Raw genomic sequence first — 24,936 nt, forward strand, 5'->3', positions numbered from 1 at the left:
ACGGCAGTTGAATCAGCGGCGAAGAACACTGACCTCCCGTCCATAGTCCAGAAGTGACCCCGGTCATAGGCTTTAGTCAACAATCCGACAAAAAGCCTGAAAGCGACCGACAATGTCAACTTCACTTATCCTGGCCAATGCCACAGTCATCACCGCCGATGGAACCGACCCCATCGAAAATGCCTTCATCCGCGTTGATGGTTCCCGGATCTCCCGTATCTCCCGCACCGCCATCCAGAGCACCGACGCCAACGTCATCGACTGCACCGGCATGACCGTGACGCCGGGCCTAATCGATGCCCACACCCACATTTCCGCCGGTGACTACCTGAACAAGGTCCACCTCCTGCCGACGGCGGTGAACGCCGCCCGCGGCTTCCGGGCGCTGAGCGATTGCCTGGACTACGGCATCACCACCATCCGCGACGCAGGCTTCACCGACTACGGCTTCAAGCAGGCTGTCCTGGAAGGCAGCGCCGAAGGGCCCAGGATGCACCTGGCCATCGCCCCGCTCAGCCAGACCGGCGGGCACAGCGACTTCCGCACCCGCGAAGAAGACGACTACCGCCAGGCCGACGGGATCTACCACCCGGGCATGGTCGCCGACGGCCCGGACGCCTGCCGCCGGGCAGCCCGTGAAGTCCTGCGCCGCGGAGCGGACCAGATCAAGATCATGGCCAGCGGTGGCTGCACCTCCCCGACCGACAGCGTGGACCACACCCAGTTCACCGACGAGGAAATGCGGGCCATCGTCTACGAGGCACGGGCTCAGGAAAAATACGTCATGGCCCACGCCTACACCCCGCAGTCCATCCTTGCCTGCGTTGCAGCGGGCATCCGCAGTATCGAACACGGCAACGGTGTAGACGAAGAAGCGGCCGACGCGATGCGCGAATCGGGTACCTTTGCCGTTCCGACGGTCGCCACCTACGAGCTGCTGCTTCGTGACGGACTGGCCGGCGGCATGCCCGAAGACCAGGTCACGATGGTCAAGAAGGTTCTCGGGACCGCCTACGAGGCACTCGAAATCCTCAAAGACCGGGGCGTCAAAATCGCCTCCGGTTCAGACGTCCTCGGACCCCACCAGGGCTACAAGACCTACGAACTCGAACTCAAGGCCCGGGTCCTCGGGGCACTGGGCGCCCTCGAGGCAAGCACCCGCACCAACGCCGAACTAATCGGCATGGATCAGGACCTCGGCACCATCACCGAAGGCAAACTCGCCGACCTCGTGGTCCTCTCCCGCGACCCCCTGGCCGACATCACCGCCCTGCAGGACAAGAGCACCTTCCAGCTCGTCCTCAGCGAAGGCCGCATCCTCCGCGACCGCCGCAACGCCTAAGATCACTCCCCCAACAACAAGGAGCACTGACATGCAAAGCCAAAGCACCGTCGTCTCGCCACCAGATGCGAACGAACAAAGCCAAGCTAAGAAGGCCTATGTAGCCGCCGGCATCGGTTGGGGCCTGGACGGCCTGACCTGGACCATCTACGGTTTCGCTCTCACCGCCGTAGGACCCGTCCTCGGATTCACCTCCTCCACAGCAGGCTGGATCACCGCCATCAGCATCGTCGCCTCCGCAGTCGGCGGCGCCCTCGGCGGCGTCCTGGCCGACAGGTTCGGCCGCGTCCGCACACTGACCTGGGTCATCCTCGGATACTGTCTCTTCACCGGCCTGACCGCCACGTCCCAGGACGTCACCCAGTTCGCCATCTGGCGCGTCCTTGAAGGCCTCGCCTTCGGCGCCGAATGGGCCGTGGGCGCCGCGCTGGTCTCCGAATACGCCCCCGCCCACAAGCGCGGCCGCATCCTCTCCGCCATCCACAGCTGCTACGCCGTCGGCTGGGCACTGTCCACCGCCATCTACCTGTGGGTTTTCTCCATCGCCGATCCCGCCGTCGGCTGGCGCTACCTGTTCTTCATCGGCGTGATCCCCGCCATCGTTGCCTTCTGGATCCGCCGCACCGTCAAGGACAAGGTTCCGGTCACCAAGAAGGTCAAGGGTGCCAAGCTCCCACTCACCATGCTCTTCAGCCGGTCCCAAATCCGCACCACGCTCCTAGCGACACTGCTTGGCATGGGCGTTCAAGGCATCTACTACTCCGTCTTCGTCTTCCTCCCCTCCTTCCTTAAGACAGAACGCGGCATGAGCGTTGTCGGCACCGCAGGTTACACCTGGGTTGTCATCGCCGGGTCCTTCCTGGGCTACGTAGTCTCCGGCCACATCCATGACAAGTTCGGCCGCCGCCCCACCTTCGCCTTCTTCTTCCTGGCCTCCATCGCTTCCATCGTCCTGTTCATCCTGACCCCCGCTGCCCAGCCGGCGATCGCCCTGCCGATCTGCTTCCTGCTCGGATTCTTCGCCTCCGGCCAAGCCGGTGGACTGGGTGCATACTTGTCCGAACTGTTCCCAACGGAGATGCGCGCCACAGGCCAAGGCTTCGCCTACAACGTCGGTCGCGGCGTCGCCGCCTTCGGTCCGCTCTCCATCGGCCTGTTCACGGCCACGCTCGGCCTGGGCAACTCCATCATGATCGTCGGAGCTGTCGGCGCCACCCTAGCCCTGATCGCGGTCTGGGCGCTGCCCGAAACGCGGAACAAGGACATCCTTACGGACCACCAAATATTTTTTCGTAGGATTGTTGACAATCATCTTGCAGACGATCATGATTAGTGCAGGTGGTCAGGTGGTCAGCACCACATCCTGACCCGGCGGGACTCTTCCCCACCAACGGTAAGAACCGGCCAACGCCCCATCCGGGGCCATCAACGACAAACCAAAGGGAAAGAACATGTTCGAAGAATTCGACGCCCTTAGCTTCGACTGCTACGGCACACTGATTGACTGGGAAGCCGGCATCGCCGCCGTTCTCGGACCGTGGGGCCGCGCCGCACGTCCCGAACTGACCGACGAAGACCTTCTGCTCGCTTACGCGGACGAAGAAGCCCGCATCGAAAAGGAACACCCGACCACCCTGTACCCGCAGGTCCTGGCCGAAGCGTTCCGGGCCACCGGCAAGAAGCTCGGCATCCCGGTCTCCGATGCTGACGCTGAGAAGCTGGGATCCTCCGTTCCGGAATGGCCCGCATTCGACGACTCGGTCGAGGCACTGCGCAAGCTCAAGACCCGATTCAAGCTGATCATCCTCTCCAACATCGACAAGAAGAGCTTCGAAGGCAGCAACGCCCGCCTCGGTGTCGAATTCGACCGCATCATCACCGCAGAAGAAGTTGGCAGCTACAAGCCGAACCAGAAGAACTTCGGTGCACTGAACGCGTACGTCGACGCTGAGGGCCTGAAAGTTCTCCACGTGGCTCAGAGCTTGTTCCACGATCACGTTCCTGGCCGCGCAGCCGGTCTGAAGGGCGTCTGGATCAACCGCCGCCACAACCGTCCGGGCTGGGGCGCAACCCCCGACCCCGGCGCGGAGGTCCAGCCTGACTGGACGTTCACCTCCATGGCCGAATTCGCTGACGCAGCTGTCCCGCAGACGGTCGCCTCAAACTAAGCTCCGGCTTACCCGATCCGCGGCCAGCACCTCGAGAACCCCTTGCGGCGGTACCCGGAGTGCTGGCCGCACCACTATCCAACGATTGGTAAATCCGATGACTTCCCTTAGCCCCATCCTCAAGCAAGCCACCCCCGTCGTGGTGGACCACGCGCTCGGCTCCTGGATCTACGGCACCGACGGCCGCGAATACCTGGACTTCACCACCGGCATCGGCGTCACCAGCACCGGCCACTGCCACCCGAAGGTCGTCGCCGCCGCCCGCGAGCAGGTCGGCAAGATCATCCACGCCCAGTACACCACCGTGATGCACAAGCCCCTGCTGGAACTGACCGAGAAACTCGGCGACGTTCTGCCCATCGGCCTGGACTCCGTCTTCTACGCAAACTCCGGCTCCGAAGCCGTCGAAGCTGCCATCCGCCTGGCCCGCATGGCCACCGGACGACCCAACATCGTCGTCTTCCAGGGCGGCTTCCACGGACGCACCGTAGCCGCCGCCTCCCTGACCACCGCCGGTACCAAGTTCTCCGCCGGATACTCCCCGCTGATGGCCGGTGTGCACATGTCGGCCTTCCCGTACGCGTACCGCTACGGCTGGGACGAAGCAACCGCCGTCGAGTTCGCCCTCCAGGAACTGGACTACTTGCTCAAGACCCGCACTGCCCCCAACGACACCGCAGCATTCCTGATCGAACCGGCACTGGGTGACGGCGGCTACTTGCCTACCCCTCCGGCGTTCATGGAAGGTTTGCGCGAACGCGCCGACCTGCATGGCATCAAGCTGATCTTCGACGAGGTCCAGGCAGGTGTAGGCCGTACCGGTAAGTTCTGGGGCCACCAGTACTCCACCGCGACACCGGACATCATCATCACCGCCAAGGGCATCGCCTCCGGCTTCCCGATCTCCGCGATCGCCGCCTCCACTGGGACCATGTCCAAGGCCTGGCCCGGTTCCCAGGGTGGAACCTACGGCGGCAACGCCGTTTCCGCCGCCGCCGGCGTGGCAACCCTCGGTGTCGTCGAAGAAGAAGGCCTCGTGGAGAACTCCCGCGTCCGTGGCCTGCAGCTACAGGCTGGCCTGAAAGCCATCCAGTCCCGGTTCCCCGTGATCGGCAACGTCCGCGGCCTGGGCCTGATGCAGGGCATCGAATTCACCACCCCCGAGGGCACCCCGGACGCGGCAACGGCCGCCGCCGTGCAGCAGGCCACCACCGACCAGGACCTGCTGACCCTGACCTGCGGACCAGAAGGAAACGTGGTCCGCCTCATCCCAGCCCTCATCGTCACCGAAAGCGAAATCGAAGCCGGACTCCAGCGCTTCGAAGCAGCAGTCGGAGCCGTCGTCGGCGCTGTACCGGCAACCGCCGGAGTCTAGGCACGTCATGACCCACGATGTTCTCTCCGCCCCGGAGCACGCTCCGATCCTCGCCAGGCTTGAAGCCTCAGGCGTACCCGTGGACTCCTCAGGCCACCGGGTGGCCGCGTACTCCTACGACGCGTCCAACTACCGGGTACCGCCGATCGCCGTCGTCTTTCCACGCACCGTGGACGACGTCGTCGAGGTTGTCAACGCCTGCCGTGAAACGGCAACGCCGCTGATCAGCAGGGGCGGAGGAACATCGATGGCCGGCAACGCCATCGGACCCGGCATCGTGTTGGACTTTTCCCGGCACATGGACCGGATCCTGTCCATTGACGAAACCGCAGGGACCGCCGACGTCGAAGCGGGCGTCATCCTTTCCCACCTGACCCGGGAGACGGAAAAGGCGACCGGCGGAAAGCTAACCTTCGCCCCCGACCCGTCCTCGAAGAACCGCGCCACCATTGGCGGATCCATCGGCAACGACGCCTGCGGCAACCACTCCGTACGGTACGGGCGCACCTCCGACCACGTCGAACAGATTGACGTCATCACAACCGACGGTGCCCGGCTCACCGCGACCTCCACCGGCCTGCGCGCCACAGACACCGCCGACGCCCACTCGGTCTCACGCGCCTTCGAACTCGGTGAAGAGCTCAAGCAGCTCGCCCAGGACCACCTGGCAGCCTTCCGTGTCGAACTTGGCCGGATCCAGCGCCAGGTCTCCGGCTACCATCTGGCGAACCTGCTGCCCGAAAACGGCCTGAACGTCGCCCGCGCACTGGTCGGCACCGAAGGAACCTGCGCCATCGTCGTCCGCGCCAGGATGCAACTCGTCCCCAAGGCCCCCAGCGCCCTGCTGGTCTGCCTCGGCTACGCGGACGTCGTGGACGCCGCCAAAGACATCGAAACGATCCTCGAATTCTCCCCAGCCGCTGTCGAAGGCATCGACGAAGCCATCGTGGACACCATGCGGGTACGCCGCGGCGCCGACTCCGTACTCGGACTCCCCCAAGGCAAAGCCTTCCTCTACGTCGACCTGGACGGAGACAACGCAGAAGACGTTGCCGCCGAAGCGGACCGCCTCATCGAACGGCTCGCCGCCAACGGACGACTGGTCGACGGCCGTGCCGTACCGGACTCCACCGAACGCGCCACCCTGTGGCGTGTCCGCGAAGACGGCGCCGGCTTGTCCTCACGTCCCGCCAGCGGCGGTGAATCGATGCCCGGCTGGGAAGACTCCGCCGTCGCCCCGAAAAACCTTGCCGCCTACTTGGCAGATTTCCGGCTCCTGCTGGACGAGTACGGGCTGACGGGCATCATGTACGGTCACTTCGGTGCCGGCTGCATGCACATCCGCATCACCTACGACCTGCGCAGCGACGAAGGCCGGACCGTGTTCAGCAAATTCAGCCAGGCAGCCGCCGAACTCGTAGTCCGCCACGGCGGCTCCCTCTCCGGCGAACACGGCGACGGACGCGCCCGCTCGGCACTCCTGCCCGTCATGTACTCCCCCGAAATGATCGCCGCGTTCTCCACCTACCGGAAACTGTGGGACAAAGCCGACATCCTGAACCCGGGATCCATCACCGACCCCGATCCCATCGAAGACAACCTCGCCCTCCAAGGAATCCCGGACCGCGAGTGGCGAACCCACTTCGAACTCCGCCCCGTCGAAGGCGCCGCTGCCGGCGCCGATCCCTGGGTACACGCCGTCCAAGCCTGCATCGGTGTGGGACGTTGCCGTTCAGACGCCGGCGGTGTCATGTGCCCCAGCTACCGGGCCACCGGCGACGAAAAGGACTCCACCCGGGGTCGTTCCCGCGTGCTCCAGGACATGGTCCGAGGCGCCCGGACCATCGACGAAGGCTGGAAATCCGAGGACGTCCGCGAAGCACTGGACCTGTGCCTGGCCTGCAAAGCGTGCTCCAACGACTGCCCCGCCGGCGTGGACATGGCCACCTACAAGTCGGAATTCTTCTCGCATTACTACGAGGGAAAACTCCGGCCCATGTCGCACTTCTCCCTCGGCTGGCTGCCGCGCTGGCTCAAACTGACCACCCTGATCAGCCCGCTGGTCAACCTGGTTCTGGCGAGCCCGCTCGGGAAAGTCGTCGCAGCCGCTGGCGGTTTGACCACGCAGCGGAAGATGCCCAAGTTCGCCTCCCGGAAGACGCTCCGTGATGCCTTGGCTCCGTACAGCAACCCCTCCACTCCCGCCGATGCTGTGTTGTTCGTCGACTCCTTCACCAAGGGTTTCAGGCCCGAAGTGGCGGGGGCTGCCGCCCGGGTCGTGGAAAGCACCGGCCGTACCGTCGGCTGCGAATCCGATGCCTGCTGCGGCCTGACCTGGATTTCCACCGGCCAACTGGACACTGCCAAAAAGCTGATGGGCAAGGCAGTAGCCAAGCTCGATGACGGAACCGACGCGCCGATCGTCGTCATCGAACCGAGCTGCGCAGCGGCGTTGAAGAAGGACGCACCCGAACTACTCGGCACCGAAGCGGCCGAACGTGTCTCCCACAGGATCCGCAGCTTCGCCGAAGCGGTAAAGGAATGGGTCGACGGCGGATGGACACCCCCCGCCATGCCGACCGATGTGACCGTTCAAACCCACTGCCACGAGTACTCCACCTTCGGAGCCACCGTCCAACGGAAGGCCCTGGCAGCCCTTGGCGTCGCCAACGTCAACGAAGCCACCGGTTGCTGCGGCGTCGCCGGGAACTTCGGATTCGAAGCCAACCACTACGACATCTCCATGAAGGTCGCCGAACAAGCCCTGGCACCAGCCTTGGCACAGACGGCCGCCGACGTTCCCGTTCTTGCCGACGGATTCAGTTGCGCCATGCAGGTCAAGCAACTCGAACCCGAACGCAAGAGCCTGCACCTTGCCGAACTTCTCGACCCCCAGACCACCCACAAGACTGAAGGATGACCATGACCACCACCGCGCAGGCCCCCGTGGGACTGAAGACCGAACTGTTCATCAACGGACGCTGGGAAGACCTTCCCGACCGTCCCCGCATCCAGGTGCACAACCCCGCGACCGGCGAGCTCATCGCCGAAATCCCCGATGCCAGCCCCGAAGACGGACGCCGTGCAGTTGACGCCGCCAACGCTGCACAGGCGGCCTTCGCGGGCATGTCTTCCCGTGCCCGGGCCGACATTCTGCTTGCAGCCCACAAACTGCTGCTGGAATCCAAAGAAGAGCTCGCCGCGATCATGACCGCCGAGATGGGCAAACCCCTGGCCGAAGCCCGCGGCGAGATCGAATACTCCGCCGGATACCTGCAGTGGTACGCCCAGGAAGGCGTCCGGGTCCAAGGCTCACATGCCGAATCCCCCAGCGGCCGCGGACAGATCGTCCTGTCCCGCGAACCGATTGGCGTCTCACTCCTGATCACCCCGTGGAACTTCCCGTTGGCTATGGGAGCCCGCAAGATCGCACCAGCCATTGCCACCGGTTGCGCCGTCGTCGTCAAGCCTGCCGAGAAGACCCCTCTGACCATGTTGTTCCTGGCAAAAATCTTTGAGGAAGCCGGAGTACCTGCCGGAACGGTCAACGTGGTCACTACCTCCAGCTCGAGCGCACTGGTCGCTCCGCTGCTCAGCGAAGGGCTCGTACGCCACCTCTCCTTCACCGGGTCCACCTTTGTCGGCAGCAAACTGCACGGCCAGTGCTCCGATCACATGATCCGAACCTCGCTGGAACTGGGCGGCAACGCCCCGTTCATCGTCTTTGAGGACGTCGACCTGGATAAGGCCGTCACTGAAATCACCGCCGCCAAAATGCGCAACATGGGCGAGGCCTGCACCGCAGCCAACCGCGTCCTCGTTCACGAGAGCATCGCCGAGGAACTCACCGCCAAGCTGACCGAGCGCTTCGCTTCCTTCCGAGTCGGCAACGGCTTGGAAGAAGGCACGGAGATCGGCCCCATGATCGATGACGCCAGCGTCCAACGCATTCAGTCACTCGTGGACGACGCCGTCGCCGGCGGAGCTGAAGTCCGCGTCGGTGGGATCATCCCGGAAGGTGCCGGGTCCTTCTACCCGCCCACCGTCCTGGCCAACGTCTCCCGCGACGCCCGGCTGACCCAAGAGGAGATCTTCGGTCCGGTAGCTCCGATCATCACCTTTACCGACGAAGACGACGCCGTCGCCCTCGCCAACGATACCGCCTACGGTCTCGCCGGATACCTCATGACCAACGACCTCGGCCGCGCCCACCGCGTCGCCCGCCACTTGGAAGTGGGCATGGTCGGCATCAACTCCGGCATCATCTCCGACGTCGCCGCACCCTTGGGAGGCGTGAAAGCCTCCGGCATCGGACGTGAAGGCGGCGTACTCGGCATCGACGAGTTCCTCGAATACAAGTACACCTTCATCCCATACCAGTAACCACGCGCCCAGCGGCAACCGTCGCTGCTGCAAGGGCTAAGGCCCATCGCGAGCCCGCACTCAGGGCCGCCAACAGACCGCGGACCGTACCGATTGCACATGGCACTGTGTTCAATCGGTGCGGTCCGCACCCATCAAACAGGAAGGACGATCCAATGACCGCCCCCGCCGGGATTACCTTCCTCCCCGCACGCCCCGGGAACCTCCTCATAAGGGTCGGTCACCAGTCCGGGTCCGGCAGATACCTCCTGGCCTTGCGGGACATGGTCGAATCCCTCAACCTCTTGGGAGTCACGCGAATGCGTGCGCTCAAAGACGGGCTCCACATCGCATATGACGTCAGAATCGTGGACACCGAAGACCTGGAGGACATGCTCACCGCAGCCGACGCCGCAGTCCGCTTCGCCCGAGGTGACCATACGGCCCGCATCCACACCCTATCCGTATCCTTTGACGGCCCCGGCAGCATCGATCTGCCTGTGGCGAGTTTGCTGCTGGGCACCTCAGAAACCGGGCTGATTCGCCGTCTGTGCCGAACGGGGCATGTCGTAGCCGCACTCACAGCTCCAGCTGCGGCCCCAGTGGTCGACGTCACCGCAACCAAAGCCATGTCGGCCTCCTCTCAAGCTTGCCGGTCACGTAAAGCAGTGTTGCACGGAACGCTTCTGCTTTCTGATGCCGGCATCACCATCGCCGCGCTCGGAGGCTTCAGCAACGAATACCAGGTTGGGCGAGTGGTGCAACGAGGGACCACCCCGCCGCAACGACTCCACATCGGAGACTTCGTCAGATTCCAACACGCGTCCCCTCAGAAACCCAACGAATCCATCCCCCAGGAATGCACGAGATGAAAAAGAGAAACCAAGGTTCCGATCTGTACGCACCAGCCCAACACGGGCAGTTCGTCCCCATGATCCCTTCGACGACGAAGAGCCGACCAAGGGCTTCCGGCAGAGTTGCCGGCACCAACCCGGCTGTTGGTCATCGTTACGAGCGGCCGCCGGAGGCACTTGCTGCCTCCCAGTACCGGCCCAACCCGGAAACTACATCATCTGTGGCGGGGAACAACGTCCGCTGAAAGGAGCGTCATCATGCCCGAACCAGTACAGTTATTCCACGATCCTCTGGCTGAAGTACCGCTTCCTAGCGACCCTGTTTCCGTACCACAGCAGCCCAGGCGGCCCCGCACGACACGAGGGGGCACCAGACGGTACGCGAATACCACGGCATCCCGGGCTGCTTCGTCGGAAGCTGTCGTCCGTGACCTCCGGAGATTGGAACGCAGAACCGCCAGCCGAGGGACGGAAGGATACAAGCCTGTGATTGCGCCGGTGCATCCCCGGTAACCACAGGCCAGTACTTTGCGTCCGACGCAGAGCTGCTTTGCTGACCCGAGACCGAGAGCGGCAACCATGGAAAGGAAACGTAAGGCCGGTAATGAGCACCAAGAGATTTCTGGCCGCATCCGTCCCTCCCCGCCTGGCCATGGCAGGTTCCGCCGTTGCTCTGCCCATTCTTGCCATCGAACAGACCGGTGACATCGGGATTGCCGGCGCTCTGGTCGCAGCTTCGCTCGCCCCCAGTGTCATAGCCGCTCCCTTGGTCGGCGCCGCGTTGGACCGTACGCGGCGCCCCGGGGTGATGATCGCCTTCTCGTGCTTGCTGACCGCCGCCGTCACCGCTGCCATGACGTTACTCGGTGCCATCCCGCTGGTAGTAATCTTCATTCTTCTGATCTTGGCCGGGGCGGTCTCACCTTTTTACATGGGTGGTCTCTCCAGCTTTGTTGCGGACGTGATGCCTCATAGTCGTCGTGGATTCGCCATTGACGCACTCTCGTATAACATCTCAGCCGTAGGCGGCCCCGCAGCCGTCGCCCTGCTCACGCTGTTCGCGCCCGTCCAGATAGCAGTTCTGGCACTCACTGCCAGCGCGGCGCTGGGAGCCATGGGGGTCTTCAGGATGGGGCTGCCCTCCCACGCCGGGACCAGCAAATCCGTCCTGAGCGCCATCACCGGCGGAGTGAAATGGATGCTCGGCCATCGCCCACTGGCGCTATTGACGGCAGCGTCAACACTTAGTCAGGTTGGTCAAGGCGGGCTCGCCGTCGCAGCCATCGCATTCTCCCTGGAACGAGTAGGCTCCCCCGATCAAGCCGCCTTCGTCGTGACCGCCTTCGCTGTGGGAGCACTGGCCGGATCACTTTATGAAACGCTGCGCCCAACACGATCGCGTCCCCAAAAGGTCATGATGCTCGGCTTCCTGATGACAGGTCTCCTGACAATCGGCGCCACGATCGACTTGGGAATTGTATGGACCGTGGTATTCATCGGGCTGTCAGGTTTTTTCACTGCTTCCCCTGTAGCAGCCATGCTGTCCCTCAGAAATCAGCTCAGCCCGACACATCTGAAGGCTCAGGTCTTCACCGTAGGAGCCGGCCTCCGCGCAACAGCCTTCGCCGCCGGCGCGGCCCTCGCCGGGACCGCTGCTGCCACCGGAGCAGGAGGGGCAATTCCCATAGCTGGGGTCGGCCTGGTGTGGGTAGCCTCGGCAGCTCTGATGGCCGCTTATCCACGGGATCACACCCAGCTCCCACCCGGCATGTGAACGCGTAAGCGCCCTTACTCCGGGTGGTACTTCCGGCCGCCCTTACACCGGTCCACGGATAGTCCTTGCCAGTCTTTGAGTGGTCCTTCCGGCGGTCCAAGGATGGTCCTTGCGGTAATCCGTTTCGGGCATCGATGGGGGTCAAGGCCAGCAGCCACACCAATGTTGGCCAGCTTGGACATAGGGTCGGTCCTGATGGTTCACGCAAAAGGACGGCTTTCCGGGCCATCAAAGGACAATGGAGGGACCAGTAAAGGACAATGGAGGGACCAGTAAAGGACCAGCTAGCAGACCGTCAACGGACCATCTCAGTCCGCCAAGAATTGGCTGGCTTCAAGGGGGCAGATTGCGGGTACTTTACCCGCCTGCCGAAGGTGAAAGGGTTTCAAGGGTCGGGATCTGGTTTTCACCATCGGAAGCACCCGAACCCTGACGTCAATGGCAGGCCCTATTGCCGACTCTTTACTGGATCAGGACATGCTGGGCTCGGTTCGACACAATGCGACCGAGCCCAGCAAGCGTCGAGCCTACGGCACCCGCCATGGCTGCGACGATTAGAGGTCGTCAGGGCTGACACGAGGCGGCCCAGCTCCAGCGCTCACCGTCTGGTGAGGGCCTTGTCCTGGATTTCTGTGATTGTGATGTCTTCCAAGGACCGTCCCTTTGTGCGCACTGCGAAGATCAACGTGCAGATCACCCCCACAGCAAGTACTGCGGTGGTCACGCCGAACACCCCGACGAAACCCCACTGAGCCGCAAAGACGCCGATCAGTAGCGGCGCCGTGATAGAGCCAATCCGTCCGAAGGACGAGCTGAGGCCGACCCCGGTTGCACGAAGCCATGTTGGGTAAACCTCCGGAGTGTAGGCGTAGAGGCCCGCGTAGGTTCCGTTGAGGAAGAAGGACAGAGCGATACCCGCGGCAGTTATCCAGGTCGGATCGGTCATGGCGCTCAACCAGAACGCGCTCAGGGCCGAACCAATCAAGTAGATGGCGATGGTGTATTTACGGTCGAGTTTCTCGTTGACCCAGGCTGCACTGAAGTAGCCAGGTATCTGTGCGAGATAGATGTACAACGAGAAGGTGAAGCTCGTCGTGACGGTGAGACCCTTACTAATCAGAAGTGTCGGTATCCAGGAGAAGAAGCCGTAGTAAGAGAAGGTGATGACAAACCAGATCAGCCATGTCACGGAGGTAATCCGGCGCATCTTCGGACCCCACAAGAATTTGATGGCTTTACCCAGGGAGAACTTCTCCGGTTCCGGTTCCTCGGCGTGGTTGGGGTCGACCGGAGGCAACGCCTTGCCCGTGGAGGCCAACACCTTTTCTTCGAAAGAAACAACTACCTTCTCGGCCTCAACAAATTTTCCTGCATTCATGAGGAACCTCGGAGATTCGGGAAGAGCGCGGCGCCACCACAACAGCATGACGACGGGCAGGAAGGTAAGCACCTGCGCCCACCGCCAGCCGTCGGGAAACGCGGGGACGACGAAACGGCCGATCACTGCAGCGGCGACAAAACCAAAGGAGAAGAACCCTGCCAAAGCCCCGAGGAACCACCCCCGCTTGTGGCTGGGCACAAACTCCGAAAGGAACGGGGCGATGATGGCGCTTTCAGCCCCAGCACCCAACCCGGCAAGTATCCGCATGACCAGGAATAGCTCGAAATTCCAGGAAACTGCGGCAACCAACGAGGCCACTGCATACAAGGTCAGAGAATACATCATCACCCTTTTTCGGCCCAGCTTGTCGCCCAGGTACCCGGCGAGGAAGGCGCCGAACAGGTAACCGAAGGGGGCGGCCGAGGCCACCAGGCCAAGCTGGGGCGAGGAGAGCCCGAAGGCTGCCTTGACGTCGGGCAGCAGGAAGGCAACAACGGCGTTGTCCATCCCGTCGAATGTATAACCAAGCCCTCCGATCAACAGGAGGGCATAATGTGGCTTGCTCAATGGCAAGCGGTCTAGCCGGGCAGATAGGGACACATGGGCTCCTTTGAAAGCAGCATGTAGACAGACATCGTCGGTGGTCGACTGAAACTCTATGACTAGCGTCACCTCACGCCTATGGACGGGAGATCAGGGATTTTCACCGCCTGTTCAACGCGCGTTCAGCTCCGGCCTTCGGACCATAGGCTCGGGCCCGGTAACGCTGCAGCGCACTGTGCGCCGCATGTCGACGGGCCTGAGTCTGTTCTGGAGGACATCACGGAGGCTCAGGTCGGGCTAAGCGAGAGCCTGACGTGTAGCCCTGCGACTTCGCCAGACTGCGACGACCGATTTTCAAGCATGCGGAGATGGTGCCGGCCCGCATGCGGACCCTTATCGGCAAACTGGCCGGCTTCGAATGCCCAGTCGTCGACCGGTTAAGTTGCCGATGCTCCGGAGAGCACGCTAAGGACTAGCGGTCCATTCCGTGACGGCGCGCCCGTTCAGTCTTAGCGTCACGTCGACAACGTGCACGAAACCACCCAAAATGACAGGTCGCGAGTAGTGGCTGAACTCCAATATCGGAACGGCCCTTTAATTGGAGCGCTTCCGGATTCCGCGTCATGTCGCTGCGGCCACTCACATGGATGAGTAGATGATGGCCCAATGAGGGACGAGCTAGTGGCCGCGTGCAGTCACCATAAAGACGATTTAAGTGTGGACAATATACACACCCCCTTTGGCCTGACAAAGCACCGCCCGCCCCTGGCGCACGACATCAGCAACGAGTAAAAACCAAGAAATTTGACGCAGAATCGCGAAGTCATGTTGTGCTCAGCACCCCTACCCATGAAGAGGTGTAGGCCAACCACGACCTACCGGACGAGCCACGAGAGGAACGCATAACCCCAGTTCACAGAAAGCGGAGGGCCCACCAGCCACGACCCTGAACCCGCTCCCCCACAACCAAACAGGCGACCCGCGGCGCCAGGCACACCCCGCGGCCTGTGTCAGAGGGACCTGACCACCCAGAATGTACACACGTTAAAGCAAAAACCCCCTCTGACGAGGGGGTATGCCGTGCCCGAGGTGGGACTCGAACCCACACACCTTTCGATACTGCATTTTGAGTGCAGCGCGTCTGCCAATTCCGCCACTCGGGCGCGGATTACCGGGACGTTAAATCTCGCTGACCGCTCTCATTTCTGTGAGCAACGCGATCCTTTCCCAGCACGCGAAACTACTCTACATGCAGATAGGCTGATTCAAAGAACCGGGCGCGCTGATGCAACAAAAACCAGCCATCAAAGAGTCCGCACTAAGATGGACATGAACCCGCCGAACCTTTTCAAGGAGATCCCGTGACCGAACAGACGGAGTCCACACCCACAGCCCAGCCGGCCCGACGCGTTGTCGTAGCCGAGGATGAGACCCTCATCCGCTTGGACATTATCGAGATCCTGAAGGGCGAAGGGTACGACGTCGTCGGCGAGGCAGACAACGGCGAGAAGGCCGTGCAACTGGCCGAGGAACTGAAGCCCGACCTTGTCCTCATGGACGTCAAGATGCCCGTCATGGACGGCATTTCAGCGGCCGAGAAGATCGTCAAGGCCCGCATCGCCCCTGTTGTCCTGCTGACCGCTTTCAGCCAGAAGGAACTGGTGGAGCGGGCACGCGATGCCGGCGCCATGGCATACGTCGTGAAGCCGTTCTCCCCCGCGGATCTCATTCCGGCCATTGAGATCGCTCTCTCCCGCCACGAGGAAATCAAGGCGCTCGAGAACGAGGTGTCCGACCTCCAGGAGCAGTTCGCCACGCGCAAGCTCGTAGAACGCGCCAAGAGCCTCCTGACCACCAAGATGGGCCTGACGGAGCCGGAGGCTTTCCGCTGGATCCAGAAGACCTCCATGGACCGTCGCCTCAGCATGCGTGAGGTTGCCGAAACCATCATCAACCAGGTCAATTAACGCAAGAACCAAAACAACGACGGCGGCCGCTCACCTCGCGAGGTGGGCGGCCGCCGTCGTACTCACCAACACAGCCAATTCAAAACAATAAAGCGGACCCCGCCATATGGCGGGGTCCGCTTTCACAACCGAGGAACTATGCCTTGGTCTTGGACTTCTTTTCGGGCCACGGGCCAACAGGTTCCTTGCGCGAACCGTCGTCGGTCTTGGAGGTGTCGGCGAGGTCGCCTACCTTGTGGACCTTCAGCGAGTTCGTGGAACCGGCCTGCCCTGGAGGGGAACCGGCAGCGATGACAACCAGGTCGCCTTCCTCCACGAGATCCATTTCCAGGAGGCTCTTGTCCACCTGGGCGGTCATCTCGTCGGTGTGGCCCACGGAGGGAACCAAAACCGGCTGGATGCCCCAGGTGAGGGCGAGCTGGTTCCAGACGTGTTCTACCGGAGTAAAGGCGAAGACCGGCTTGACGGGGCGCAGGCGCGAGAGGCGTCGTGCCGAGTCACCGGACTGGGTGAACGTACAGATGTACTTTGCATCCAGCTGGTCCGCGATTTCGACGGCGGCACGGGTGATGGCGCCACCGCGGGTCTTGGGCTTGGTGCCCAGCGGGGGTACGCGCTCAAGACCGTGGACTTCGGTGGACTCGATGATCCGTGCCATGACCTTGACGGTTTCGATGGGGTACTGCCCCACGGAAGTTTCGCCGGAAAGCATCACTGCATCGGCGCCGTCGAGGACTGCGTTGGCGCAGTCGGAAGCCTCGGCGCGCGTCGGACGCGGGTTGTCGATCATGGACTCCAGGACCTGGGTAGCCACGATGACCGGCTTGGCCCAGCGACGTGCCAGTTCAATGGCGCGCTTCTGGACGATCGGCACCTCTTCGAGGGGCAGTTCGACGCCGAGATCGCCACGGGCAACCATGATGGCGTCGAACGCGTCGATGATTTCGTGGAGTTGCTCCACGGCCTGCGGCTTTTCGATCTTGGCGATCACCGGTACGCGTCGGCCTTCTTCATCCATGATCTCGTGGACGCGGGTGATGTCTGAGGCATCACGGACGAACGAGAGGGCGATGAGGTCGGCACCACGCTTGAGTGCCCAACGGAGGTCGTCCTCGTCCTTTTCGCTCAAGGCGGGGACGTTGACGGCAACACCGGGCAGGTTGATGCCCTTGTTGTTGGAAACCTTGCCGCCGACAGTCACGGTGGCAACAACCTTGACGTCGTCCACCTCGATGGCACGCAGGGCCACCTTTCCGTCGTCGATCAACAGGGCGTCGCCCACGTTGACGTCATCGGTGAGGCTCTTGAGCGTGGTGGAGCAGATGTCCTTGGTTCCCGGGACGTCTTCGGTGGTGATGGTGAAGGTGTCGCCGACGGCCAGCTCATGGGGCCCGTCAACAAAACGGCCAAGACGGATCTTGGGGCCCTGGAGGTCAGCCATGATCGCAACCGGCTTACCCAGTTGGGCTGCAGCCTTGCGGACATTCTCGTAGGTGTTGTCGTGCACGGAGTAGTCGCCGTGGCTCATGTTCATGCGAGCAACGTCGACGCCGGCTTCCAGCACCGCAAGGGTGTTGTCGAAGCTGGAGATAGCCGGGCCGAAAGTTGCCACAATTTTCGCGCGTCTCATATACCTACCTTAAGTAGTTCATGCTGATTGAGTAAAAGTTTGTTCCTGCCGGCGCTATAAGACCGCTATCGCCCGGTCGGTGGGGGCGACCGGTGCCGGGAGAATGGTGCTTCCCATCAGGAACTTGTCCACTGCTGCCGCACATGCACGGCCTTCCGCAATGGCCCACACAATCAGTGACTGGCCACGTCCGGCATCGCCGGCAACGAACACACCCTCGGTGTTCGTCATGTAGTAGCCGTCGCGGGCAACGTTGCCCCGACCGTCGAACTCTGCGCTGACCTGCTCCGTGATGCCCGCCGGCTCAGCACCGGTAAAGCCAAGGCTCAGGAAGACAAGGTCAGCTGGGATGATTCGTTCTGTACCGGCTTTGGGCAGGCGCCTGCCGTCCACGAACTCGGTTTCAGCAACTTTGACGCCGGTGAGTTTGCCGTTTTCTCCTACGAACTCAACGGTTGAAGCAAGGTATGTCCGCTCGCCGCCTTCTTCGTGGGCGCTGGCGACCTCGAACAAGGTGGGGAACGTCGGCCACGGCTGGTGGGCGGCACGTTCGGCGGGCGGCTGCTTGCCGATCGCGAGCGTGGTCACCGAGGCAGCCTGGTGGCGGTGGGCGGTACCGATGCAGTCCGCGCCGGTATCGCCACCACCGAGGATGACGACGTGCTTGCCGCGGGCATCGATGTGGTTCTCGGGGCTCTCCCCCGCCACGACGCGGTTCGACGGCACCAGGTAGTCCATGGCGAAGTGGACACCGTCAAGGTCACGGCCCGGAATGGGCAGGTCGCGCGGAACCGTGGCGCCGGTGGCAACAACCACGGCGTCATACCGGCGGCGCAGCTGCTCCCAGGTCACGTCAGTACCAACAGCGACACCGGTGCGGAAGCGGGTGCCTTCGGCCTTCATCTGCTCCAAGCGGCGGTCAACCTGTTCCTTCTCCATCTTGAAGTCGGGGATGCCGTAGCGGAGCAGGCCGCCGATCTTGTCGTCGCGTTCGTACACGGCAACGGTGTGGCCGACGCGGGTCAGCTGCTGTGCCACGGCCAGGCCGGCAGGACCGGAACCGACGACGGCCACGGTCTTGCCGGTGAGGCGCGTTGGCGGCAGGGGCTGGACCCAGTCGTTATCGAAGGCCTGGTCGATGATCGAGACCTCAACCTGCTTGATGGTGACCGCAGGCTGGTTGATCCCGAGGACGCACGACGCCTCACAGGGTGCAGGACACAGTCGACCCGTGAACTCCGGGAAGTTGTTCGTGGCGTGAAGACGCTCGATCGCCTCTTCACCCTTATCGCGCCAGACGAGGTCGTTCCACTCAGGAATCAGGTTGCCCAGCGGGCAGCCCTGGTGGCAGAACGGTACGCCACAATCCATGCAGCGGCCGGCCTGGCTTTTCAGGACGCCCTTTTCCTGTGCTTCGTACACTTCTTTCCAGTCCATGATGCGGACCGGAACGGGACGGCGTGGCTGCGTCTCGCGCTGCCGGACTTTCAAAAATCCGCGTGGATCAGCCACCGGTTACCTCCAGGATTCGAGACCATACTTCTTCGCCGTCGGGGTCAAGGCCCTCTTCAATGGCGTCGAGACGGGTTTGCAGGACTGCGGCGTAGTCGCGGGGCAGTACTTTGGTGATGCGGGCGGCGGTGTCGTCGAAGTTCTCGAGCAGACGGCCGGCCAGGACGGATTCGGTTTCCTCGACGTGCTTGGTGAGCAGCCCGTGAACGATGTCGCGGTCCTCTGCGTCGAGCTCCAGGAGCTGGAGTTCGCCGGTATCGAGGGCCATCTTGTTGACACGCTCAGGCTGCAGGTCCAGCACGTAGGCGGTGCCACCGGACATGCCGGCGCCGAAGTTGCGGCCGGTGCGGCCAATGATCAGTGTCTGTCCACCGGTCATGTACTCACACCCGTGATCGCCAATGCCTTCGACGACGGCGGTCGCACCCGAGTTGCGGACCAGGAAGCGTTCTCCCACCTGGCCGCGCAGGAACATTTCACCACTGGTGGCACCGTAGCCGATCACGTTGCCGGCAATGACGTTGCGTTCTGCCTGGAACACGTTGGTGCGGTCCGGACGGACGATGATGCGTCCACCGGAAAGGCCCTTGCCAACGTAGTCATTGGAATCGCCGAACATGCGCAGCGTGATGCCGGCAGGCAGAAACGCGCCGAGGGACTGGCCCGCGGTGCCGTTGAGCGTGACGTCGATGGTGTCGGTCGCCAGGACATCGATGCCGAACGTCTTGGTCACCACGTGGCCGAGCATCGTACCCACGGAACGGTCCGTGTTGATGACGTCCAGGGTGATCTTGACGGGCATGCGGTCGCTGAGTGCTTCCTGCGCCATGGTGATGAGCCGCTGGTCGAAGTGCTTGTCCAGCTCGTGGTTCTGGCCGGTCATGTTGCGCAGCGGCACGTCGTCGTCGAACTCCAGCCCGTGCAGGATCGGGTCCAGGTCCAGCCCTTCGGCCTTCCAGTGGTTGATCGCTTCACGGGTGTCGAGGACTTCGGCGTGGCCGATGGCCTCCTCCAGGCTGCGGAAACCAAGCTCGGCAAGGATTTCACGGACTTCTTCTGCGAGGAACTCGAAGAAGTTGACCACGAACTCGGGCTTGCCGTTGAACCGCGAACGAAGCTCGGGGTTCTGCGTGGCAACACCGACAGGACAGGTGTCCAGGTGGCAGACGCGCATCATGATGCAGCCTGAAACCACCAGCGGAGCGGTTGCGAAGCCGTACTCCTCGCCACCCAGCAGGGCAGCAATGACAACGTCGCGGCCGGTCTTGAGCTGCCCATCAACCTGAACCACCACGCGGTCGCGGAGACCGTTGAGCATGAGGGTCTGCTGGGTTTCGGCAAGGCCGAGTTCCCACGGCACGCCTGCGTGCTTGAGCGAGTTCAGCGGCGAGGCGCCGGTACCGCCGTCGTGACCTGAAACAAGCACGACGTCGGCCTTCGCCTTGGTGACGCCGGACGCCACCGTGCCGATCCCGACTTCCGAAACCAGCTTCACGTGGACACGGGCCGAAGGGTTGGCGCGCTTGGCATCGTAGATGAGCTGCGCGAGGTCCTCGATCGAGTAGATATCGTGGTGCGGGGGCGGGGAAATGAGTCCGACGCCGGGAGTCGAGTGACGTGTCCGGGCTACCCAGGGGTAGACCTTCTGCGCCATCAGCTGGCCGCCTTCGCCGGGCTTGGCGCCCTGTGCCATCTTGATCTGGATGTCATCGGCGTTGGTCAGGTAGAGGCTGGTGACACCGAAACGGCCGGAAGCGATCTGCTTGATGGCGGAGCGGCGCTCCGGATCCAGGAGGCGGTCAACGTCCTCGCCACCTTCACCAGTGTTGGACTTGGCGCCCAACCGGTTCATGGCGATGGCCAGGGTCTCGTGGGCTTCCTTGGAGATGGAGCCGTAACTCATGGCGCCGGTGGAGAACCGCTTGACGATGCTGGAGACGGGCTCCACTTCCTCAAGCGGAACCGCAGGGCGCACGCCGTCCTTGAACTTCAGGAGCCCACGCAGGGTCATGAGGTTCTCGGACTGGTCATCAATCCCCTTGGTGTAGGACTTGAAGATGTCGTACCGGCGTTCGCGGGTGGCGTGCTGCAGGCGGAACACCGTCTCCGGGTTGAAGAGGTGCGGTTCGCCGTCACGGCGCCACTGGTACTCGCCGCCGCCGAGAAGCGGCTGGTGCGGGTGCTCGATGCCGCCTTCGGGGTAGGCCATCTGGTGGCGTGCCGAAACTTCGGCAGCGATAACGTCCAGGCCGACGCCACCCAACTGGGAGTGCGTGCCGGAGAAGAATTCGTCCACGAGTTCCTGGGACAGGCCCAGAGCCTCAAAGGTCTGGGCGCCCGTGTAGGAAGCCACAGTGGAAATGCCCATTTTGGACATGATCTTCAGGACACCCTTGCCGAGGCCCTTGATGAGGTTGTAGACGCCGTCTTCGGCAGTAACGCCTGTGACGTCACCATTGGAGATCAGCTGTTCCACCGATTCCATGGCCAGGTACGGGTTGACTGCGGATGCACCGTAGCCAATGAGCACGGCGACGTGGTGCGTCTCGCGGACGTCACCGGCCTCGACCACGAGTGCGGTCTTGGTGCGGTTGGCGCTGCGGAGCAAGTGATGGTGGACTGCGCTGACCAGCAGCAGCGACGGAATCGGCGCCCACTGCGCGTTCGAGTCACGGTCGGACAGCACCACGTACTGGACACCGCGGTTGATCGCACCGGAAACCTGCTCGCAGATTTCCGTCAGGCGGGCACGCAGGGCCGCTTCTCCGCCTTCGGGGCGGTAAAGGCCGCGGACCTTCATGGCGATGCGGTCGCCGTCGGGCGTTTCAATGTTCGCGATCTTGGCGAGCTGGTCGTTGTTGATCACCGGGAACGGCAGGGAGATCTGCGGCTGGCGAACCTGCTTGCCGTCCAGGAGGTTGCCGTTGGGGCCGATGGCACACTTCAGTGAAGTGACCAGTTCCTCGCGGATGGCGTCCAGTGGCGGGTTGGTGACCTGGGCGAACGACTGCACAAAGTAGTCGAACAACAGGCGTGGGCGCTTGGAAAGCACGGCAACAGGAGTATCCGAACCCATGGCACCCAAAGGCTCGGCACCCGTGCGGGCCATCGGGCCGAGCAGGATCTTGAGCTCTTCGGTGGTGTACCCGAAGGTGCGCTGGCGGATGTTGACCGACGCCGCGGTGTGGACCACGTGCTCGCGCTCAGGGAGCTCGTTGATGTCGATCAGGTTGTCCTTGAGCCATTCGGCCCACGGGTTGGCAGCAGCAACCTCGGCCTTGACCTCGGCGTCGTCGATGATGCGGCCGGCTTCGGTGTCCACCAGGAACATCTTGCCCGGGGCAACGCGCCCCTTCTTAACCACGTTGGAAGGCTCTACTTCGATCACGCCAACTTCGGACGCGAAGATGATCAGTCCGTCTTCGGTGATCCAGTAGCGTCCCGGACGCAGGCCATTACGGTCCAGCGTTGCGCCAACGAGGTTTCCGTCGGTGAACGAAACTGCGGCAGGACCGTCCCACGGCTCCATGAGCAGGGAGTGGTACTCGTAGAAAGCACGGCGTGCGGGGTCCATGGTGGCGTGGTTCTCCCACGCCTCCGGGATCATCATCATGATGGAATGCGTGATCGGACGGCCGGACAGCCAAAGGAGCTCGGCTACCTCGTCGAAGGATGCGGAGTCCGAGGCACCCGGGGTGCAGATCGGGTACAGCTCTTCGGGGACGGAGCCCAGAAGGGGGCTGGCCAGCTGCGATTGGCGCGCACGCATCCAGTTGCGGTTGCCCTTGACGGTGTTGATCTCACCGTTGTGGGCGATGGTGCGGAAAGGCTGCGCCAAAGGCCAGGACGGGAACGTGTTGGTGGAAAAGCGCGAGTGGACGATCGCGAGCTTGGTCTTGAAGCGCTTGTCCGAGAGGTCCGGGTAGAAGGGCTCCAGCTGGGCAGTGGTGAGCATGCCCTTGTACACGATGGTGCGGGAGGACAGCGACGGGAAGTACACGCCGAATTTGTTCTGCGCACGCTTGCGGATACGCCAAGCACGGGAGTCGAGCTCGTTATGTTCGAGCTGCTCGCCGGTAGCGGAGGCAAAGAAGGGCTGGGAGAAGTAGGGCATACACGCCCGGGCCATGGCACCGACGAGGTCAGCGACCACGGGAACCTCGCGCCAGCCGAGGACTGTCAGGCCCTCGTCAGCTGCAAGGGCTTCAATGCCGGCCTTGGCGGTGTCCGATTCGCGGGACTCAGCAGGAAGGAAGGCGGTGCCCACCACGTACTGGCCGGGAGCAGGCAGTTCGAATTCTGTGACGGCCCTGAAGAACTCGTCCGGAACCTGCATGAGCAGACCCGCACCATCACCAGTACCTTCGTCGGCGCCCACGGCGCCGCGGTGTTCGAGATTGCGGAGGGCGGTCAGTGCCGCTTCCACGATGTCGTATCCCGGTTCCCCGCGGAGCGTGGCAATAATGGCCAAGCCGCAGGCGTCCTTCTCCTTATCAGGGTTGTAAAGACCCTGGGCCTCCGGGAGCGCGGCAAAGCGCTTGAACGGAGACATGGCACCCTGAGGTTCGATATTTTCGGACCAGCCGGGGTTATGAAGATGGGTCATGGGAGACGTCCTTCCTCGAGATCGTGCGTATGGAAGGGACAACGTTGGCCCCACCTTGCCTGCCCTGTGACGGGCACAACAAAGCGCTAGTAATTGGAATTGTAGGCCAGCCGATCCAGCGCAACGAACAGTTACGCAGACCTCTGGCCCCGGCTTGACCAGTGAACATCGGTGTGCTGCGGTCCGGTTTCCGGGGTGCCACGACGCTGTGGACTGGGCCCTACGAGCGGTGACTCTGTTGCCCCTTGAGCGGATACGGCTACTTGGTGTCGCCGGTATCCGGAGTGGATCCGGGGGCCTTCCTTGCGGCAGTTGCAGCAGGTGTGGATTCCGTGGAGGACGTGGCGTCCTTTTCCGGTTTGCCTGCTGTTTCCTGCGGCTCGTCAACGTGGCCCGAATCGCTTTGGTTATCAGGGAGATTACCACGCGAACCAGTATCTGAGACAGATGCGTCCACATCATGACTGGTGACGCTCGTCACCGCCGCGGGCTCATTTTCCTTCTCCGGTTCCGGCTCCCGCCCCGGCAAATAAGGGGTGTCGGGAACCGGGCGGCCACGCCTGCCAAGGATGAAGAAGATGGCCAGGGCTGCAATGAGGACAAAGATGCTGGTCCACACGTTGAGCCTGGTGGTGATGCCGAAGAGATTGATCTGTTCGGCATCGTCAATGCGCAGGGCCTCAATCCACACCCGGCCCAGCGTGTAGTACACGGCGTAAAGCCAGAAGAGCCGTCCCCACCGGAAGGTGAATTTCTTGTCCAGCAGCAACAGGATGGCAACGCCTGCGAGGTTCCACAGCATCTCGTAGAGGAACGTCGGGTGGAAGAGCGTACCCGCTGCCATATCCGCAGGGAAGTTGGCGTTTGCCGGGTCAATCTCCAGGCCCCACGGAAGCGTGGTGGGCGCACCGAAGAGTTCCTGGTTGAACCAGTTGCCCAAGCGGCCAATGGCCTGCGCCAGCAGCAGCCCGGGAGCGGCTGCGTCCAGGAAGGCCGTCAGTTTCACCCCGGCCCGCCGGCAGCCGATCCAGGCACCCACCGCGCCAAGGAGTACGGCACCCCAGATGCCCAAACCGCCACGTTGGATCTGCGGAATCAAGGAAAGGTCCCCGGTTCCATCAAAGCCCGGACCGAAGTAAGCATCAGGCGACGAGAACACGTGGTACAGACGGCCACCAATGATGCCGAACGGAATCGCCCAGATGGCGATGTCCCACAGGCTGCCCTCAGGTGCGCCCCGGCGCTTCCACCGGGCTGATGTCAGCCAAAGGCCAACGATGATGCCCGCCAGGATGCAGAGGGCGTAAGCGTGGATACGCAGCGTCCCCCACGGCAGCGGAATGTCGAAACCGGACCACGAAGGGCTCGGGATACTCATGGGGACCATTGCCGCTGCGTGGAGGACGGTCTGCATTCGCTTCG

Annotated in this window: 14 protein-coding genes and 1 tRNA gene; 9 read left to right on the top strand and 6 right to left on the bottom strand. The window is 62.8% G+C overall.

Annotation, left to right across the window (positions count from 1 at the left end; genetic code table 11):
• The first annotated feature begins 112 nt into the window (after positions 1–112).
• The 8 genes from QF015_RS03320 (at position 113) to QF015_RS03355 (ending at position 11,875) form a co-directional block, all read left to right on the top strand.
• Positions 113–1,342 carry an amidohydrolase family protein gene (locus QF015_RS03320; protein WP_429386980.1) on the top strand — a complete coding sequence of 410 codons (1,230 nt, stop codon included), beginning with the start codon at positions 113–115 and terminating at the stop codon, positions 1,340–1,342.
• A 31-nt stretch (positions 1,343–1,373) separates the two neighbouring features.
• Complete coding sequence (locus QF015_RS03325) at positions 1,374–2,675, top strand: MFS transporter (RefSeq protein ID WP_429386983.1); 1,302 nt, start codon at positions 1,374–1,376, stop codon at positions 2,673–2,675.
• 118 nt (positions 2,676–2,793) lie between these two features.
• Entirely contained in the window at positions 2,794–3,510 is a 717-nt protein-coding gene (locus tag QF015_RS03330; protein ID WP_429386986.1) for a haloacid dehalogenase type II, read from the top strand.
• Positions 3,511–3,607: 97 nt separating this feature from the next.
• Positions 3,608–4,885: an aspartate aminotransferase family protein gene (locus QF015_RS03335; RefSeq protein WP_429386987.1), complete on the top strand. Its 1,278-nt coding sequence runs from the start codon at positions 3,608–3,610 to the stop codon at positions 4,883–4,885.
• Positions 4,886–4,892: 7 nt separating this feature from the next.
• Positions 4,893–7,805 carry an FAD-binding and (Fe-S)-binding domain-containing protein gene (locus QF015_RS03340; RefSeq protein ID WP_429386989.1) on the top strand — a complete coding sequence of 971 codons (2,913 nt, stop codon included), beginning with the start codon at positions 4,893–4,895 and terminating at the stop codon, positions 7,803–7,805.
• Positions 7,806–7,807: 2 nt separating this feature from the next.
• Positions 7,808–9,268: an NAD-dependent succinate-semialdehyde dehydrogenase gene (locus tag QF015_RS03345; protein WP_429386991.1), complete on the top strand. Its 1,461-nt coding sequence runs from the start codon at positions 7,808–7,810 to the stop codon at positions 9,266–9,268.
• A gap of 155 nt (positions 9,269–9,423) precedes the next feature.
• A complete protein-coding gene (locus QF015_RS03350) occupies positions 9,424–10,119 on the top strand; it encodes a carboxyltransferase domain-containing protein (RefSeq protein ID WP_429386992.1) in 696 nt (231 codons plus the stop codon).
• A 586-nt stretch (positions 10,120–10,705) separates the two neighbouring features.
• The gene (locus QF015_RS03355) at positions 10,706–11,875 is read left to right on the top strand and encodes a hypothetical protein (protein ID WP_429386994.1); all 1,170 of its coding nucleotides are present in this window, start codon (positions 10,706–10,708) and stop codon (positions 11,873–11,875) included.
• 598 nt (positions 11,876–12,473) lie between these two features.
• On the opposite strand, the gene QF015_RS03360 is transcribed toward QF015_RS03355, so the two are convergent.
• Together QF015_RS03360 and QF015_RS03365 are read right to left on the bottom strand one after the other, a co-directional pair.
• On the bottom strand, positions 12,474–13,823 hold the full coding sequence (locus tag QF015_RS03360; protein ID WP_429386997.1) for an MFS transporter: 1,350 nt from the start codon (positions 13,821–13,823) through the stop codon (positions 12,474–12,476).
• A gap of 1,057 nt (positions 13,824–14,880) precedes the next feature.
• A tRNA-Leu gene (locus tag QF015_RS03365) sits at positions 14,881–14,962 on the bottom strand.
• 198 nt (positions 14,963–15,160) lie between these two features.
• Between QF015_RS03365 and QF015_RS03370 the strand changes: the two genes are divergently transcribed.
• Positions 15,161–15,766: an ANTAR domain-containing response regulator gene (locus QF015_RS03370; protein WP_026540371.1), complete on the top strand. Its 606-nt coding sequence runs from the start codon at positions 15,161–15,163 to the stop codon at positions 15,764–15,766.
• Positions 15,767–15,902: 136 nt separating this feature from the next.
• Here QF015_RS03370 and pyk read toward each other — a convergent pair whose 3' ends face one another.
• From pyk to lgt, 4 genes are all read right to left on the bottom strand, one after another.
• Positions 15,903–17,396 carry a pyruvate kinase gene (gene pyk / locus QF015_RS03375; RefSeq protein ID WP_310205548.1) on the bottom strand — a complete coding sequence of 498 codons (1,494 nt, stop codon included), beginning with the start codon at positions 17,394–17,396 and terminating at the stop codon, positions 15,903–15,905.
• 54 nt (positions 17,397–17,450) lie between these two features.
• A complete protein-coding gene (locus QF015_RS03380; protein ID WP_310205550.1) occupies positions 17,451–18,908 on the bottom strand; it encodes a glutamate synthase subunit beta in 1,458 nt (485 codons plus the stop codon).
• Positions 18,901–23,514 carry a glutamate synthase large subunit gene (gene gltB / locus QF015_RS03385; protein ID WP_429387000.1) on the bottom strand — a complete coding sequence of 1,538 codons (4,614 nt, stop codon included), beginning with the start codon at positions 23,512–23,514 and terminating at the stop codon, positions 18,901–18,903. The genes QF015_RS03380 and gltB overlap by 8 nt, the downstream gene beginning before the upstream one ends.
• Before the next feature lie 259 nt (positions 23,515–23,773).
• On the bottom strand, positions 23,774–24,928 hold the full coding sequence (gene lgt, locus QF015_RS03390; RefSeq protein WP_310205555.1) for a prolipoprotein diacylglyceryl transferase: 1,155 nt from the start codon (positions 24,926–24,928) through the stop codon (positions 23,774–23,776).
• Positions 24,929–24,936: the final 8 nt, after the last annotated feature.

The organism is Paenarthrobacter sp. TE4293 (assembly GCF_050435325.1).
In the GTDB taxonomy this organism is placed as follows: domain Bacteria; phylum Actinomycetota; class Actinomycetes; order Actinomycetales; family Micrococcaceae; genus Arthrobacter; species Arthrobacter nitroguajacolicus_C.